This is a genomic window from Catenovulum agarivorans DS-2, assembly GCF_000568405.1.
Taxonomy (GTDB): Bacteria; Pseudomonadota; Gammaproteobacteria; order Enterobacterales; family Alteromonadaceae; genus Catenovulum; species Catenovulum agarivorans_A.
The window spans coordinates 24,336-38,293 of sequence record NZ_ARZY01000022.1 but is presented as its reverse complement, the minus strand read 5'-3'; the positions used below and the strand labels follow the sequence as shown (position 1 = coordinate 38,293).

Sequence of the window (13,958 nt, the reverse complement as noted above, 5' to 3'; positions counted from 1 at the left end):
TTTGGTTATTTTCGACGCCACTGAGTTCCTGATGGTCCGTCTTCCAATACAATGCCCATCGCGGTTAATTTGTCACGCGCTTCATCGGCAAGCGCCCAGTTCTTGTCTTTCCTGGCTTGTAGTCTTTGTTCGATGAGTGCTTCGATTTCAGCAACTTCATCATCTTGAGCATCTACACCGCCTTTGAAGAAATCTTCAGGTGATTGCTGCAAAATACCTAATAAATTGGCAAGGCTAACCAGCACTTGAGCTTTGGCTTTGGCGGCTGTAGTGTCTGTATTTTTTATCGCGTTAATTTCTTTCGCCAATTCAAACAATACAGACAATGCAACGGGCGTATTAAAGTCATCGTCCATTGCTTGGCAGAAAGCGGCAACTTTTTCATCTTGTAAATCAAGTTCGGTGGTTGCTTGTGCATCTAAACCACGCAGAGCAGTATATAAACGCTCTAATGCTGCATGCGCTTGATTTAAGTTCTCATCTGAATAATTTAATTGGCTGCGATAATGGCCAGAAACCAAGAAGTAACGAACGGTTTCGCCAGAATATTTTTCTAGCACATCACGTATAGTAAAAAAGTTACCCAATGATTTACTCATTTTTACTTGGTCAACTTGAACCATACCAGAGTGCATCCAGTAGTTAACGTATGGCGTATCAAGTGCGCAGCACGACTGCGCAATTTCGTTTTCATGGTGTGGAAACGCTAAGTCAGAGCCGCCACCGTGAATGTCGAAATGGGCGCCTAATACTTGGCTGTTCATTGCTGAACATTCAATATGCCAGCCTGGACGACCTTCACCCCAAGGTGACGACCAACTTGGCTCGCCTGATTTAGCCATTTTCCATAATACGAAGTCGAGTGGGTTGCGTTTATTATTGTCTAACTCAACGCGAGCTCCCGCTTGCAATTGGCTTAAGTCTTGTTTGCTTAGCTTGCCGTAATCTGGGTAGCTGGCAACATCAAACATCACATCGCCATTTTCGGCAACATATGCGTGTTGTTTTTCAATTAACCTTTCGACCATAGCGATCACATCTTGCATATGAGCCGTAACGCGTGGTTCAACGTCAGGGCGCAATAAATTAAGTGCATCAAAATCTTGATGCATGTCTGCTATTGTTCGTTCGGTTAAGTCGGCACAAGATTCACCATTCTCTAATGCTCTTGCAATAATTTTATCGTCAACATCGGTAATATTGCGCACATAATTGACATCAAAACCCTTGAAGCGAAAATAGCGCACCATATTGTCGAAGGCTAAGTAGGTTCGGGCATGACCAATGTGGCACAGATCATATACAGTTACGCCGCAGACATATAAACCAATTTTTCCTGGAGTAATTGGTGTGAAGGTTTGTTTTTCGCGACTGAGCGTATTATATATCTGTATCATAGGTCGTTTAATTATCCGTTTTAGAGGTTAACAATCTAAATTGAGGCGGCATTTTACCTGTTGTTGCCGAAAAAGTTAAAACTTTTGTTTTTGTTTTATACCTTGGCCTTCTGGGTATACAATAGAATAATCTTTTATCCCAACACATTGAGATATTTATTATGATTACTTTTACGACGAATTTTGGTGACATTAAAATTAATCTTTTAACTGACAAAGCACCAGAAACCGCAGCAAATTTTCTTCAGTACGCTAAAGATGGTTTTTACAACAATACTATTTTCCATCGAGTGATTAATGGTTTTATGATCCAAGGCGGCGGTATGGAAGCAGGTATGGCTGAAAAACAAACACGTGCGCCAATCAAGAATGAAGCGAACAATGGTGTCAGTAATAAAGTGGGTACGCTTGCAATGGCACGTACGATGGACCCGCACTCAGCAACTGCACAATTTTTTATCAATGTCGCTGACAACACCTTTTTAGATTTCCGCGGTGAGTCGATGGACGGGTGGGGCTATTGTGTATTTGGTGAAGTTGTTGAAGGCATGGATGTAGTTAACAAAATCAAAGAAGTTAAAACAGGTAATCATGGTATGCATCAAGATGTTCCTGTTGAAGATATCGTGATTACAGCGACTAAAGTAGAAGAATAATTTTCTGCTGGCTGAATTATTTGGATTTGTTGTCGCTTGTTACAGCAAATCCAACCTCAATCTTGAAAACCTCAACCATAGCCTAATTTGATGTCTGTATTTTTTATTGCTGATTTGCATTTAAGTGAAAGTCGGCCCGATATTACCCAAGCGTTTCTCGACTTTATTCAGTCATTAAGTGAACAAACGACCGCTTTATATATTTTGGGTGATTTCTTTGAGTATTGGGTGGGAGATGATGACCCCTCTTCGTGGCTCTTGCCAATAAAGTCTGCATTAAAAAATACGAGCCACAATATTTGCCCAATATACTTTATTCATGGCAACCGCGATTTTTTGATTGGTCAAAGGTTTGCGCGGGAAACGGGCGTTATGCTTCTAGAAGAACCCAGTGTGATTGAATTGAATAACCAGCGTGTGGTGATTTTACATGGTGACAGCTTGTGCACGCAGGATGAAGGTTATCAGAAGTTTAGAAAAATTGTCCGTAATAAGTTTGTGCAATTTGTGTTCTTATGTTTGCCGCTAAAAATGCGTTTTAATATTTTTGCTAAAGGGCGTGAGCAAAGTAAACATAAACAGCAGCAAGTGATGGATATGCAAATTTTGGATGTAACGCAAACTGCGGTTAGTCAACTGATGGATGCCTACCAAGTGGATTTAATGATACATGGTCATACCCATAGACCGAATATCCATAGAAATGCACGAAGGTTGCACAGAGGCACGCGCATTGTGTTGGGCGACTGGTATACACAGGGCAGTGTATTGGAAGTGAATCAAGATGGCTTTTTACTGAATTCTTTTCCATTAGTTACAAGTTAGTCGTATTAACATAAAGCATTAAGCTTTAAGAAAGCTGTGTTATAATCCGCGCCCGCTAGCGCCGAGTTAGGGTTTAGTCAGTCCCCTTTATGCTAGCAGCCGTCGTTAACGCACTTAAGTGGAGTACAAAATTATGATGCCAGTGGTAGCTCTTGTGGGCAGACCGAATGTTGGTAAATCAACCTTATTCAACCGTTTTACACGTAGTCGCGATGCGTTAGTGGCGAACTTTCCAGGTTTAACTCGAGATAGGCAATATGGCCAAGCTGCGTATGGTCGTTATCAATTTATCGTAATTGACACTGGCGGTATTACTGGCGACGAGCAAGGCATAGATGCTGAAATGGCTCAACAGTCTATGCAGGCAATAGAAGAAGCTGATATTGTCATGTTTTTGGTTGATGCTCGTGATGGTGTATGTGCTGCTGACCAATTACTGGCGGACCATTTACGCCGATTGACTAAACCAGTTTATTTAGTTGCGAATAAAACTGACGGCATTGACGCTGATTCTGCAACTGCGGAATTTTACAGTTTAGCACTAGGGCCTGTGTATCAAATAGCTGCTGCGCATGGGCGTGGTGTTAGTGCATTGTTAGATTTAACCTTCGAACCCATTTTAGCTGAATTTCCTGATGCAGTCGTTGAGCAAGAAGCAGAAGTTGATGATACAGATGACCTTGACTACGAAGCTTTATTAGCAAAAGAAAGAGCACAAGAAGCGGAAGCTGAAGAACAAGCGCCAGATGAATATGCCGACAAAATTAAGTTAGCTATTGTTGGTAAACCGAATGTGGGTAAATCAACCCTAACCAATCGTATTTTAGGCGAAGACAGGGTAATAGTTTATGACATGCCCGGGACAACGCGTGACAGTATTTATATCCCTATGGAACGCGATGGCCAAGAATATGTATTAATAGATACAGCTGGTGTGCGTCGTCGTAAAAAGGTCAATGAAACAGTTGAAAAATTCTCGGTTATTAAAACACTAAAAGCAATCGAAGATGCGCATGTTGTGTTAATTGTAATTGATGCACGTGAAGGCTTGAGTGACCAAGATCTAAGTTTATTAGGCTTTACCCTGAATGCAGGTCGTTCAATTGTGTTAGCTGTTAATAAATGGGACGGTCTAGATACAGATGTTAAAGACCGCATTAAGTCTGAAATTGATCGTCGTTTAGGCTTTTTAGATTTTGCCCGTTTACATTTTATTTCTGCTTTACACGGTACGGGTGTTGGCCATTTATTTGAATCTGTAACAGAAGCATTTGAATCAGCGACACGCAAATTATCTACAGCATTGTTGACACGTATTATGGAAGCTGCGCAAGATGACCATCAGCCGCCATTAGTAAAAGGTCGCCGCGTTAAACTAAAATATGCTCACGCAGGTGGACATAACCCGCCGATTATCGTAATCCATGGTAATCAAGTAGATGACCTACCAGATTCATACAAACGTTATTTAATGAACTATTACCGCAAAGCGTTAGATATGATGGGGACGCCAATTCGAATCGAATTTAGAGAAGGTGGTAATCCATATGCGGGTCGAAGAAATAAATTAACACTAAGCCAAGTTCGAAACCGTCGTCGCATGATGAAGTACTACAAAGGGAAAAAATAGCCTATTATTACAAGTATGTGACGGTATGAGTTTTGGTGTAATAATCGTGTTTTTGCTTAATCGATTAAAAAGTCATGTAATTCTAGGGGTTGGAATGGCTTTAAAGTTTCTGGGTGACAAAAATATTGCAAATTTGTCTTATATTTGGCATGACGTTCATAAAAATGTCAAATTAAAGCAAGATAATCAATTACAGTGGACAGTAAGATGAGAACCAAAAATATGTCAAGCCGTATACTTGTTGTTGAAGACGAAATGCCAATTCGCGATATGTTGGTATTTGCTTTAGAGCAAAAAGGTTATTACACCTTAGAAGCAGAAACTTTTGGCGAAGCGATTGAAAAAATTGTTGAGCCTTACCCAGACTTAATCCTTTTAGATTGGATGTTACCAGGTGGTAGTGGTATTCAATTAGCTAAACAGCTGAAACAAAATGAATACACTCGCCAAATTCCAATTATTATGCTAACAGCGCGTGGTGAAGAAGAAGATAAAATTCGTGGTTTAGAAGTTGGCGCCGACGACTATATGACTAAGCCTTTTTCACCAAAAGAATTATTAGCGCGGATTAAAGCTGTAATGCGTCGCTCAGCACCAACGAGTGTTGAAGAAATGATTCAGGTTCAAGGGCTTAAGCTCGATCCTGTATCGCACAGAGTGACTGCAAATGAAGAAGGCCTAGATATGGGGCCAACTGAGTTTAAATTGCTGCATTTTTTCATGTCACACCCAGAGCGTGTATACAGTCGAGAGCAATTGCTTGATCACGTTTGGGGGACCAACGTTTATGTAGAAGATCGCACCGTTGACGTACACATTCGTCGTTTGCGTAAAGCGATTTCGTTGCATGGACATGACAAAATGATCCAAACCGTACGTGGTGCGGGCTACCGATTCTCAGCAAAAGTTTAATATATGATCCAAGAACAATACATTAGAGCTATTAGTCGATTTATCTTGCTGTTGTCGGTTGCTGTTTTGATAGGATATCTAATTGATGAAATCGCGGTATGTGTTGTTCTTTTATTACTTTCTTTGCTGGTTTGGTATACCTACAATCTAAACCGACTCAATGATTGGTTGACCTCAAAGAAGAATCTATACCCACCGTCAAGTAATGGCTTATGGTCTGAAATATTTGATGGGATATATCGACTACAAAGAAAAAACCGCCAACGCCGAAAAGAGTTGGGTCAGGTGTTAAAACGCTTTAGGGACGGTGCCGAAGCCCTACCAGATGCTGCTGTTGTGGTTGAAGATACTGGGCAAATAATCTGGTGTAACAAGCTTGCATTGTTTGTGTTTGGGCTTAAATGGCCTGAAGATTCAGGCCTGCTGATAACCAACCTTATTCGTTATCCCGCTTTTATTGAGCATTTCGGCCAACACGCCAAAGACAAGGAGTCGACGGGCGATTATATTTTGATCCCGTCACCTGTTGAACGCGATAGCATTATCGAAATTAGAATGGTGCCTTATGCATTGGGGCAGGTTCTAATTTTGGGTCGAGATGTCACACAAACTCAGCGTTTAAATCAAATGCGCAAAGACTTTATTGCTAATGTTTCGCATGAACTGCGCACGCCATTGACCGTGTTGCAGGGATATTTAGAAATGATGCAAGATCCTGATATGGCCCAAGCTGTGCCCAACACTAAAGCCGTTGGGATGATGTCTGAGCAGTGTGAACGTATGTTCAGTTTAGTCAATCAGCTATTGGTATTGTCTCGCATTGAAGCAAATCAAGAAAATATTTACGATCACATTGTTGATGTACCAGCGATAATGTTGGTTATTGAAAAAGAAGCTGAACAGTTGAATGTACAAGTGAATCATACTATTCGGTTTGACATCGATCATGATTTACTGATGCATGGGATAGAGGATGAACTGCGCAGTGCCTTTACCAATTTAGTTAAAAATGCCATTCGTTACACACCCGCGGGTGGTATTATAGACGTTAAATGGTTTAAACGTAGTGGTTGTGCTGTATTCAGTGTGACTGACGATGGTGACGGTATTGAACCACAACATTTATCACGATTGACTGAGCGTTTCTACCGAGTTGATAAAGCTCGCTCGCGTACTACAGGTGGATCTGGTTTAGGTTTATCAATTGTCAAACATGTATTGGCCCATCACAATAGCCAACTTGAAATTCAGAGCAAGGTGGATGAAGGAAGCTGTTTTTCGTTTAGCTTCCCGTCAGAATTAGTCGTTGCCCGCCAACGACGAGCTCGAAAATCTCAGCAGATTGCGTAAATACCCGCCTAGCTAAATGTAAACTCGAAACCAGCATCTGTTTGCATGGTTGCTTCTGTCATCAAATCAGCTTCTAGTAGAGGGTGTTGTTGTAAAAATGCTTTTGGAAAATCAATCGATAAAGCTTCGTTGGTCACAGCGACTTTATATTTAGGCAAATACCCTTCAATACGACGTAAATTAAGCATAGTTGCAATACGTAAAATACGGACCAAGCGTAAGATTTTCTGCGTTTTGTAGTAATTAAAGTTTGTTAATTCAGTCGGTTTTAATTTTTTTCTATGGTAACGGACTAGGGTCGCGACTGCCTGTTGTTGCTCAACATTAAACCCTGGCATATCAGTATGTTCTAGAATGTATGCACTGTGTTTATGGTAACCGGTTGAATGAATGTGTAATCCAACTTCGTGCAATTGCGCAGCCCAACCTAATAGTTGTTGAAAATCCTTTTTGTTGAGCTGCCACTCATTGGCAACTTGTTCAAATATATAATTTGCCGAAGTATGCACTCGTGCCGCTTGCTGTGTGTCTATTGCATATCTTTGACTAAGGCTTTCCACTGTACGTTCTCTGATATCTTCGTGTTGAAATCTATCTTCCATTTCGTACAGTACACCTTCGCGCAGTGCTGCATCTTCGTAACGCATACTACGGATATTTAAACTGTCAAATGCGGCAATTAACACTGCTAGACCGCCTGCTAAAACGGGTCGGCGGTGCTCGCTCACGCCTGGAATATTAATGTTGTTAATATTTTCAAATGTAATCAGTGTTTGTTTTAGTTTTTCTAAGTGTTTTGCGTGAATATCACCGTCACTCCAGCCATTTTGGATGATGGCTTCTCTTATCGCCTTGATGGTACCTGAAGTGCCATGTGCTTGCTTCCAACCTACAGCTTTGTATTCATCGGCAATATGCTCAAGCTCTTGCTCTGCTGCCAGTATTGCTTTTTGAAAGTGACGTTCGGTAATTTTACCTTGCGGAAAGTATTGTTCGGTAAAACTCACACACCCCATAGATCTGGAGTTGAGTTTAAGCGGTGTAAAATGGTGGCCTATAATAAATTCGGTACTACCACCACCAATATCAACCACAAGTCTATTGTCATCTCCAGCGACAGTATGTGCGATACCTTGGTAGATTAAACGCGCTTCTTCTTTGCCTGGAATGATTTCAATCGGGTAGGGAAAAACACTTTCGACTTGGTTAAGAAAATCTTGGACGTTTTTGGCTTTACGCAGGGTATAGGTGGCAACTACTCGCACGTTTGATTCAGGAACATCTTGCAGCGTTTGCGCCATTTGTTTGAGGGTGTCTTTGGCTCGATCAATTGCCGCTTGGTTCAGGGTACCATCGGCAGACAATCCCTGCGCGAGTCTAACTCTCTGTTTAACTTTGTGCAGGGTTTGTAAAGAGCCATCGACAATGCGAGCCACAATCAAATGAAAACTGTTTGAGCCTATATCTAACGCGGCTATTACTTCACGTTCATTTGTTGAGGCTTGATTCATAAATAGACCTTCTAAATAGGTTAGGGAATATAGTTTTCCTCTAACTTTTTAATATAATTATATGTTTCAACTTGTGAGCGTAGTTTTTTACGGTTACCACGCGGGACGTAGTCGTTTTTCTGCTCTGCATCGATAACACGTGCTTTAGTTGTATCTTTGAATTGTAATTCAAAAATGTCAACGATTCTTTGTTTTAACTTTTCGTCGTAAATTGGACAAGTTACTTCAATTCTATGCTCAATGTTGCGAGTCATCCAGTCAGCAGATGAAATATATACTTTTTTGTCACCACCATTTTCAAACACCATTACCCTTGGGTGCTCTAAAAATCGATCGACAATGCTGATAATTTTAATGTTTTCACTGACACCTTTTATACCGGGCACCAAGCTACACATGCCACGAATTATTAAGCGGATTTTTACACCAGCCTGACTTGCTTCGTAAAGTTTTTGGATTATAGGCTCATCCACCAAGTTGTTTACTTTAACTGCGATACCGCTTGGTTGGCCAGAGCGGGCGTTTTGAATTTCTTGGTCTATCATTTGTGTAATAGACAGACGTGTATTAATTGGCGACACCAGTAAATGGTAAAACTTGTAGCGCTTGTAGCTGTACTCTATGAAATCAAATACGTTTTCAACTTCGCGGGTAATTTCTGGATGACAGGTAAATAAACTAAAATCAGTGTATATTTTGGCGGTTTTTTCGTGGAAATTACCTGTGCCTAAGTGCGCATATCTATTGATGACATCGCCTTCTTTGCGATGAATGAGACACAGTTTAGAGTGAATTTTTAAGGTTGGAATGCCAAAAGAAACGCGAATGCCAGCGTCCGTCATTACTCGCGACCACTCGATGTTATTTTCTTCGTCAAAACGTGCTTTCAGCTCCACCACAACGTGAACGTTTTTACCATTTTTTACCGCGTCAATTAACGAGTGGATGATGCGGGAATTTTTTGCTACTCGATAAATGTTTAAACGAATACTGGTAACGGCTGGGTCAAACGCAGCTTGTCTGACCAACTCAGTAAAGTGATCAAATGTATGGTACGGATAATATAACAATATATCTTGATGGCGGATCGCTTCAAATGCGCTATCAAAGGAGGAAAACTGTGCATTAAACAGCGCAGGTAGTTTGGGGTTTTCTAGGTATTTTCTGCCAAAATTTGGAAAGCCAATAAAGTCTTTAAAGTTTCTGTATTTACCACCAGGTAGCAGCGCTTCGTTGGTATCAGATATTTGTAGATGTTTCTTTAAAAACTTCAGCATTGCACTTGGCATGTCTCGGTCGTAAACAACGCGAGTAGGATCGGCTGTGAAGCGCTGTTTTAAACTTTCTGACATTTGCTCAACCAAGCTTTGATCGATTTCATCTTCGACGTAATACTCGGCATCTCGGGTCATTTTGAAGCTATAGGCATTGATTTCGTCAAATTCGAAAAAACCTCTGAAAATGGCTGACAAATTGTGCAGCATGACGTCGTCTAGCAGAATGACTTCTTTTTTGACTTTACTTTTTTCTGGCGGCAGCAAAATAAAGCGTGAGACTTCATTTGTTGGTACTTCAACAACAGCATACTCGACTGAGTCGCCTTTAATCATTTGTACTGCAAAGTAAGTTGTGTTGTCTTCGATTAAATCGATCAATTTACGTGTTTTAGACGGTATAAGCGGCCTAACATGTTTAATGACTTGCTGTTGAAAAAAATTGGTTAACCACTCATCGTGAAACTTGGATAAATTAGTATGGTCAACAAAATATATTTTATGTCGAGCTAGTTCACGTACAACTTCTTTGTATATAGCGTCAAATTTAGTTTGAAGTGCAATAACCTTTTCTTGAATGTTCGCGAGTAATTTAGTGGCGCGTTCATCATTGTGTTCTTTTTCAAGCAAAGATCTGCGTCGAACATCTGCTACGCGCACTCTAAAAAACTCATCCTGATTATTGGAAAATATACCTAAAAAGCGCACGCGTTCAACAACAGGAACGGTTTTGTCTGCAGCTTCTTGAAGAACTCGCTCGTTAAAAGAAAGCCAGCTGAGTTCTTTTTCAACAAATAATTTGTCTTTTGCCATGAAATTAGAGTTCTTTATTATACTGATCTAAAGTCATTAGATAATTTATCTATGACATTAATATTACAGTTGTCATATTTAATTCATAGATTATTCAAGGTTAATCTCAACCACTAGGTCGTTAGCTATGTCTTCAAGCGCCTCTTGAATGTCGTCAATATCGATATTGGTAGGTAGCTCCAAAGTGGCTTCAGCTTTAAATAGCAAGCTTCCCCAATTAGGGGCGCTTTCACAACTTGATTTTAAGTTAAGTAAATTAACTTGATGTTCAGCAAGCCGAGTTGAAATTTGATTTATTATGCCAGCCTTGTCGTTGCCAACAACGGTTAATGTGGCTAACTTACATTGTTGCTCTTTATCTTTGGTGCCTTCGGCAATGTGCAATTGGATATTGTGTTGCGTTAAGTTTTTGATTGCTGCAATTAGGTTTTGTTGATGTTCATGTACAACACCTATTTCAACAATACCTGCGAATTGGCCTGATAAACGGCAAAAATTACTGCCCAACCAGTTACCATGGTTTGCTCTTATGGTTTTAGATAGCAATTCAATGATGCCTGGCTTGTCAGCGGAAATAATCGAAATAATAAGTTGGTTTTGCATAAAAATAATCGCTATATCAGTTGCTTGCTGGTTAATTGTCAGTATAGGGTACAGATCTTACAAAGATCAACCGACCCCAAGACTTGTTTACCCTTGCTGGTGGTTTTCGTTACATATTGAATGAGGGCGTGCGGAAAAACAACAAATATGACAGCTGTAACAAAAATGTCATCAAAAGCTGTTAGCTTGACGCTCAAAGATATTGACATATTTAAGTTGCAATGAACATTTCGCGTTTTTCTATTCTTTCCTCTGTTGTACTGATATTAATTGGGTTAGGGCTTATTTCTCTTTTAATTTGGTCTAATGTTCAACAACAACAGGTTAAACAGGACCTAGCTGAATACCAAAAGACTAAGAATCAGCTTACTCAAATATTCAAGAATCAAGTCAATCGTTATTTAATGACCAGCGACTCTTTAGAGTTGAGTGCCTCGAAAGAAACGTTGCAAGCAATCGGTACAACACTGCGCAACAGCAGCAATCCTTCTTATAATGCTTTGGTTGGTCAAATCGAACAGTTGGTTCAGTTTATTGAAGAAGATGTTCGGGCCGCAGGTAAGCTTGGGGCCAATAGTGAAGCGCTGCTGCAGTTTGCGGAAAAAAGCTTACAGTCAGATAGCCAAAGTTTAGCTGAGTATATCAATGAAGGTGCTTCAACACGCGGCGAACTTGCAAACCAGTATTATCCGTTGTCAATTGAATTGGCAAATCTTGTTGCCGAATTATCTTATCGTCGAGAGCGCACATTTGGCGCTGACGGCGGCTCAGATGCAAATTTACTATACAGCAAAGTTGAAGAAATTAAGTCTGTTGCTGAGCAGCTCAATCAATTGCCTCGCTTTGAGATTTATCCAGAATCAGAAGAGGAAGAGTACGAATTTTCATTAGGCCTTGAAGTGGCGGACGATGAAGTCGGTGATGAAGTGATTGCTTCAATTCGAAACCTGATCAACCGCTACCCAAAAGAAGTTGCCAATACGCAAAACTCATTAAGACTTGTTGAAAACTCATACCAAGACTTGCGTCGCCAGGTTGAAAATTTTGAGGCAGATTACCTGCGTTTAGAATCGGCGTTGCTCGATCATCAACACCAAGTCGACAGCCAAACCAAAACTGTATTGTACAGCGCTGCCATTGTGCTAATGCTGGTGGCGATTGTACTGATGGTATTTCAATATGCTTGGATAGTTAAACCAGTGCGCAAATTACGCAAGAGTTTTCGTCGTTTGGTTACCACTGGTGAAGTTGAGCGTTTGATTGTTTCGAAAAGCAACACTGAAATAGACCAAGTGGCTCAATGTTTTAATCAATTGATAGATCAAATTGAACAAGAAAACGAAAACAAAAACCAGACCTTGTCGCAAATCTCCAATACGCTTGATGGCCTAGTACATGAGAGCAAAGATATTGAATCGAAAACGGGTGAAGTTCACGGCAAGATGCAAGGTCAATTACACATAATGAAAGAACTAGTTGACTTAGCTCAAGAAGTTTATACCGGTGCTGAGACAGTGCAAAAAAATGCACAACAAACTGAGACCTTTATCGCCGACAGTAACAAGAAAATTAATTTGGTGACCGACAGCGCCGAGAAAATTTTTAGTGCAACACAAACAAGTTACAAGTCTGTTGAGTTGTTACTGAACTCGGTAGACAAAGCGAGCACGATTGTCGACACCATCGGCAGTGTTGCTGAGCAAACTAATTTATTGGCGTTAAATGCCGCAATTGAAGCCGCAAGAGCTGGTGAGCATGGCCGAGGGTTTGCCGTGGTTGCGGATGAAGTTCGCAATCTGTCTCAGCGCACGCAAGAATCTTTATCTGATATTTCTTCTATATTAGAACTGCTGCGTTCATCATCTGATGAACTGGTCGATGTGGTTAAACAAATAGACAGTTTGTCGAGTGACCAAAAACAGACCGCGATAGATCTTTACGAAAATGCCCAAGTGGTTAGAGCACAAGCGCAAGAATCTGCCAGTGCAGCCCTGCAGAGTGTCCACAACGCAAGCGACCAGCTACAGCATATTGATGCGTTTGAAAAAGCGATTGCTCAAGTTCAATTGCAGATAGAGCAGACCCGAGAAAAAACCAATAAAGTCAGCCAAAGTACTCAGCTGCAAGCATCAAACATAATGAAGACGCTTGCGAGCAATAATGACATACAGATGGCTTACTAGATGCACGGTTATGATTTATGTCGAGAAAATTTATGGAAACTTGGTCACATAGCTGTGATTTAGTGTAGAATCCGCGCGCCAGCAAAGTAAATTAATAGGTTTATTTATGTCAGGAAATTCTTTTTTAGGTGTATTCGGTAAGTCGCCATTTAAAGCGCTTGAAACACATATCGATGTTGTAAAAGCAACAGCCGACAAGCTTCCAGTATTCTTTGAAGCTGTGTTTAATTCAGATTGGACAACTGCTCAGCAGGTTCGTGATGAAATTTCTAAGTCTGAGAAGCAAGCCGACGCAATTAAGCGTGATTTGCGTACTCAGTTGCCTAAGGGGCTATTCTTACCAGTTGATCGTGCTGACTTGTTAGAGCTGTTAGTTCAGCAGGACAAGATTGCTAACAAGGCCAAAGATATCGCCGGCCGAGTGATAGGACGAGAGCTAGCAATTCCGCGAAAGTTACAGACCGATTTTATGGTCTACCTTAATCGCTGCATCGACGCTGTCGATTTGGCTGCAAAGGCAATTAACGAATTGGACGAGTTGCTCGAAACTGGATTTAGAGGTCGTGAAGTCGATTTAGTCGAAAAAATCATCTCTAAAGTAGCAGAAATCGAAGAAGATACTGACAAACTACAAGTTGGTTTGCGTCAATCTGTCAGAACAGCTGAATCAGAAATGAATCCGATTGATGCAATATTCTTGTATGACGTAATCGAGTGGGTAGGCGATTTGGCAGACCGTGCTGAGTCTGTTGGTGGTCGATTAGAACTTCTTTTAGCTAAATAAATTACTCAGATAAATACCAG

The 13,958-nt window shown here is 40.7% G+C and carries 11 protein-coding genes; 7 read left to right on the top strand and 4 right to left on the bottom strand.

Going from position 1 to position 13,958, the window contains the following annotated elements; genetic code table 11:
- Nucleotides 1-5: 5 nt before the first annotated feature.
- The gene (gene cysS, locus DS2_RS11985) at nucleotides 6-1,397 is read right to left on the bottom strand and encodes a cysteine--tRNA ligase (RefSeq protein WP_035015050.1); all 1,392 of its coding nucleotides are present in this window, start codon (nucleotides 1,395-1,397) and stop codon (nucleotides 6-8) included.
- Between the two features lie 161 nt (nucleotides 1,398-1,558).
- On the opposite strand from cysS, the gene DS2_RS11980 reads away from it, so the two are divergent.
- The 5 genes from DS2_RS11980 (at nucleotide 1,559) to phoR (ending at nucleotide 6,770) form a co-directional block, all read left to right on the top strand.
- Nucleotides 1,559-2,053, top strand: coding sequence for a peptidylprolyl isomerase (locus DS2_RS11980; protein WP_035015049.1), 495 nt, complete (start codon nucleotides 1,559-1,561; stop codon nucleotides 2,051-2,053).
- A 90-nt stretch (nucleotides 2,054-2,143) separates the two neighbouring features.
- Entirely contained in the window at nucleotides 2,144-2,878 is a 735-nt protein-coding gene (locus DS2_RS11975) for a UDP-2,3-diacylglucosamine diphosphatase (RefSeq protein ID WP_035015048.1), read from the top strand.
- Between the two features lie 133 nt (nucleotides 2,879-3,011).
- Complete coding sequence (gene der / locus DS2_RS11970; RefSeq protein ID WP_035015047.1) at nucleotides 3,012-4,508, top strand: ribosome biogenesis GTPase Der; 1,497 nt, start codon at nucleotides 3,012-3,014, stop codon at nucleotides 4,506-4,508.
- A gap of 222 nt (nucleotides 4,509-4,730) precedes the next feature.
- On the top strand, nucleotides 4,731-5,420 hold the full coding sequence (phoB, locus tag DS2_RS11965; protein ID WP_035015079.1) for a phosphate regulon transcriptional regulator PhoB: 690 nt from the start codon (nucleotides 4,731-4,733) through the stop codon (nucleotides 5,418-5,420).
- Between the two features lie 3 nt (nucleotides 5,421-5,423).
- Entirely contained in the window at nucleotides 5,424-6,770 is a 1,347-nt protein-coding gene (gene phoR / locus DS2_RS11960; RefSeq protein ID WP_035015046.1) for a phosphate regulon sensor histidine kinase PhoR, read from the top strand.
- Nucleotides 6,771-6,778: 8 nt separating this feature from the next.
- On the opposite strand, the gene ppx is transcribed toward phoR, so the two are convergent.
- The 3 genes from ppx to DS2_RS11945 all read right to left on the bottom strand — a co-directional run bounded on the left by ppx (nucleotide 6,779) and on the right by DS2_RS11945 (nucleotide 10,971).
- Nucleotides 6,779-8,281 carry an exopolyphosphatase gene (gene ppx, locus DS2_RS11955; protein WP_035015045.1) on the bottom strand — a complete coding sequence of 501 codons (1,503 nt, stop codon included), beginning with the start codon at nucleotides 8,279-8,281 and terminating at the stop codon, nucleotides 6,779-6,781.
- Between the two features lie 20 nt (nucleotides 8,282-8,301).
- A complete protein-coding gene (gene ppk1, locus DS2_RS11950) occupies nucleotides 8,302-10,368 on the bottom strand; it encodes a polyphosphate kinase 1 (RefSeq protein ID WP_035015043.1) in 2,067 nt (688 codons plus the stop codon).
- 90 nt (nucleotides 10,369-10,458) lie between these two features.
- Entirely contained in the window at nucleotides 10,459-10,971 is a 513-nt protein-coding gene (locus DS2_RS11945; RefSeq protein ID WP_035015042.1) for a glycine cleavage system protein R, read from the bottom strand.
- A gap of 221 nt (nucleotides 10,972-11,192) precedes the next feature.
- Here DS2_RS11945 and DS2_RS11940 point away from each other — a divergent pair, with 221 nt between their 5' ends.
- Both DS2_RS11940 and DS2_RS11935 read left to right on the top strand, forming a co-directional pair.
- Nucleotides 11,193-13,154, top strand: coding sequence for a methyl-accepting chemotaxis protein (locus DS2_RS11940; RefSeq protein WP_035015041.1), 1,962 nt, complete (start codon nucleotides 11,193-11,195; stop codon nucleotides 13,152-13,154).
- Between the two features lie 106 nt (nucleotides 13,155-13,260).
- A complete protein-coding gene (locus DS2_RS11935; RefSeq protein WP_035015040.1) occupies nucleotides 13,261-13,938 on the top strand; it encodes a TIGR00153 family protein in 678 nt (225 codons plus the stop codon).
- Nucleotides 13,939-13,958: the final 20 nt, after the last annotated feature.